Annotated in this window: 3 protein-coding genes and 1 riboswitch; of the genes, 1 reads left to right on the plus strand and 2 read right to left on the minus strand. The window is 51.5% G+C overall.

The features are described 5' to 3' along the window. Positions 1-54: 54 nt before the first annotated feature. Complete coding sequence (gene murI / locus FDX01_RS21925; protein WP_115259740.1) at positions 55-906, minus strand: glutamate racemase; 852 nt, start codon at positions 904-906, stop codon at positions 55-57. Beyond that, the gene (gene btuB, locus FDX01_RS21930; RefSeq protein ID WP_137400459.1) at positions 851-2,689 is read right to left on the minus strand and encodes a TonB-dependent vitamin B12 receptor BtuB; all 1,839 of its coding nucleotides are present in this window, start codon (positions 2,687-2,689) and stop codon (positions 851-853) included. Before btuB ends, murI begins: the two co-directional genes overlap by 56 nt. 64 nt (positions 2,690-2,753) lie before the next feature. Further along, a riboswitch (cobalamin riboswitch) is annotated at positions 2,754-2,950 on the minus strand. Positions 2,951-3,065: 115 nt separating this feature from the next. Here btuB and FDX01_RS24060 point away from each other — a divergent pair. Continuing rightward, positions 3,066-3,130: hypothetical protein (locus FDX01_RS24060; protein ID WP_249361038.1), on the plus strand; the 65-nt coding region annotated here is incomplete at its 3' end.

The raw sequence follows: 3,130 nt of genomic DNA on the forward strand, positions 1-3,130 counted from the left end.
ACAAGGGGAAATTTAAAATAATTTTCCGAGTGCGCATTATTTCACCAAAACTGATTAAACTGCCAGTTTTTCGAGCGTTTTGAAGCCATAACGCTGGAGGACTGGCAGTAATTGTTCAGCTTCAGGCGTCATTGCCATACAAAAGGCAATATTCTCGTCAGCTGATTTTGCGTCAGGTGCTTCATGTTCTAACAACCAAGCCGTGCGACGCGCAATCGCGGCACCGGAATCCACCAGTCGCGTCCCTTCAGGTAGAACCTGTAAAAGTTCTTCCTGTAATAGAGGGAAATGCGTACATCCGAGAACAACCGTATCCGGCGGTTCCGACATCCGCAACCATGGTCGCAGAATGCGGCGCAACTCATCCAGAGGAACTGCTTCTCCGTGCAGCTTCGCTTCCGCCAGTTCCACCAACTCAGCGGAACCCAACATCGCGATCTGACACTCGTTCGCAAAGCGCGCAATCAACTCATGCGTATATGAACGCTTCACCGTCGCTCGCGTCGCCAGCAGCCCCACTACACCGTTAGCCGTAAGGCGCGCCGCCGGTTTAATTGCAGGTACCACGCCGACGACCGGGAAAGCGAACTTTTCGCGTAACGCAGGGAGTGACACCGTGCTGGCGGTATTGCAGGCGATAACAGCCAGTGAAAGGGGGTAGCGCTGCTGAACGGCAGTCACAATCTCAACAACACGCTCGACAATAAATTCCTCGCTCTTCTCTCCATAAGGAAAGGCAACGTTATCGAAAGCGTATATATAGTGGAGATCCGGCAAGAGGTTGCGGATCTCATTGTAGACCGACAACCCACCGACGCCGGAATCAAACACCAGCACGGTGGGACGTGGATCAGAAAGTGTAGCTGCCAGACAAGGTGTATTCCCGTCCTGCAGTTGGGTAGCCATAAACTGTCTCGTAATCTTTATCGAACAGGTTGGCGATTTTACCACGAACTGTCAGCTGTGAGGTGATCGGATATGACACCGCCAGATCCCACAAACTCACTCCACCCAATTTTACCGGCTGGTTAGTGACATAGTCCTTGTCATATCGTGTTCCCAGATATTGATACGTCAGGCCCCAGTCAAAATCATAGACCTGCCAATCGAGCTGATACTTCACCTGCTGTTTTGAACGGCGGGCCAGCGGCTTGTCCGTAATCGCATTACGCGCATCGACATAGTCATAGCTCAGCGTATGCGCCAGCGGACCCGTATCGAAACTCGCCGTCGCTTCAACGCCTTTAATCCGCACTTTCCCTTCGTTATAGTATTTCAGAGTATGGGGGTCATAATCGATCATGTTATCGATATCATTGCGATATCCTGACAAACGCCAGTTTACATCCGCCGTTAACCCTTCAAACGCCCCTTCCCACTGCTTGCTCTCTTCAGGATCAAGGTTTGCATTGCCATACATACCGTACAGCTGCCCCAGATTAGGTGCTTTATAAGAGGTGCCATAAGAAGCAATGAAACGATAGCCGTCAATGAACGCCCATCCGGCGCTGGTTTGCCATGTGCCATGCCGACCAAACTGGGAGTTGTCGTCGCTGCGCGCCGCGCCTTCGAAGGTGAAGTCGCCAAGCTGTTGCAACCCGGTCAGATAAATACCGGTATTACGCTGATCGTAACCGTCCGTAACATACCCGGTGCCTGGCTCTGTGGTTTGCTTTTGCCAGTCGACGCCAGCGCCCACATTGCCGTGGCCAACCACCATACTGTTTGACCACTGCACGTTATATTGCTTCATCTCATCCAGGGTTGCCGAGGAGTCGTAGCGACCATAGTCCGGGTCATAGTTGTAGTCTTTGCTATGGCTGTAGCTGGAAACCAGTTGTGATTGGATTTGCTCGCCATTAAAGCGCAGTCCGGCATCCCAGCTTTGGCTATAGAGCTTACGGGTATCGACTAACGGCGTGCCTGGATAGTAGTAAGAATCATAATTGGTGCGGTTATCATAGCCATAGCCGCGCACAAACCCGCTCCAGGTGTCGGAGAAGTTATGTTCCAGTGCGCCGTACAGCGTCTTACTTAAAAAACCATCTTTATCGGGCTGCGCTTGCTCACCAGTGCTACCGTAGGCGACAACGTCAAAACCTTTGGTATAGGCATAATCCCCCATCAGCGTCACGCGCGTATTCTCACCGAGCTGTTGCTGCGTCGAGATGTCGTAATTCTGATAACCATTACTGCCCACACCGGCGGTCAATTCCGTCCCCGGTTTTTCTCGCGTGGTAATGATATTCACCACACCGCCGATCGCATCAGAACCATAAACAGCGGAACGCGGCCCACGAATGTATTCAATACGTTGCACCAGTGATACCGGGAACTGGCTGAGATCGGCGGCACCACTCACCCCAGCTAAATTCAGGCGCACGCCGTCAATCAGCACCAGTACATGGCTGGCGTTGGTCCCACGAATAGAAATAGACGAATTTTGTCCCATACCACCGTATTGCGCGATATCGACACCCGGCAGGCGGCGAAGAACGTCATTCACAGAGGTAGATTGCCAGCGATCGATTTCCTGGCGCGTAACAACGGTGATGGGAGCAAGCACTGCACTAAGGGGTTGCTGAAAACGGTTAGCCGTAACGACGAGAGTATCCGGGCTAGCATCCTGCGCCCAACCAGAAAATGCCGCGACGGAAAGTGCCGTCAGCAGCAATGATTTTTTGATCATTGTAAAGCATCCACAATATAAGAAGGATGCCGCAGGTCCCACCGATAGTACGCGATGATGAAAACCAGATGCGACGTTAGCCGGCAGGTCTTCGGGCTTGGAAGGTTATTCAATATAGCGAATAAAAAGAAATGAAGACTTCCCACCCAAAGGCAGTGTCTGCTTACGCTCTCATTTCACCTTTCCTTACCGCTGCGCGTCAGCTCCAGATTTACACTGGATTCCCTTTTAACTCACAGGACCGGAACGCGGATGCTACAGTTTGTTATTACCGACTGTCCAGACTGCGTATCACAATATTAGAAATCATCAATAACTGGACATCTACTGAGCAATCCCTACAATCCCCGCGTACTTTTATTTTTCAGGACGCATCATGACCCCCGAACACCTCCCGACAGAACAGTATGACGCGCAGCTAGCCGATAAAGTGGCTCGTTT

It is taken from the genome of Citrobacter sp. wls613 (assembly GCF_005281195.1).
Classification (GTDB): domain Bacteria; phylum Pseudomonadota; class Gammaproteobacteria; order Enterobacterales; family Enterobacteriaceae; genus Citrobacter; species Citrobacter gillenii.

Bases quoted from the DNA above. Each gene is read 5' to 3' on its own strand.
- murI (WP_115259740.1), bottom strand. From the start codon at position 906: ATGGCTACCCAACTGCAGGACGGGAATACACCTTGTCTGGCAGCTACA.
- btuB (WP_137400459.1), bottom strand. From the start codon at position 2,689: ATGATCAAAAAATCATTGCTGCTGACGGCACTTTCCGTCGCGGCATTT.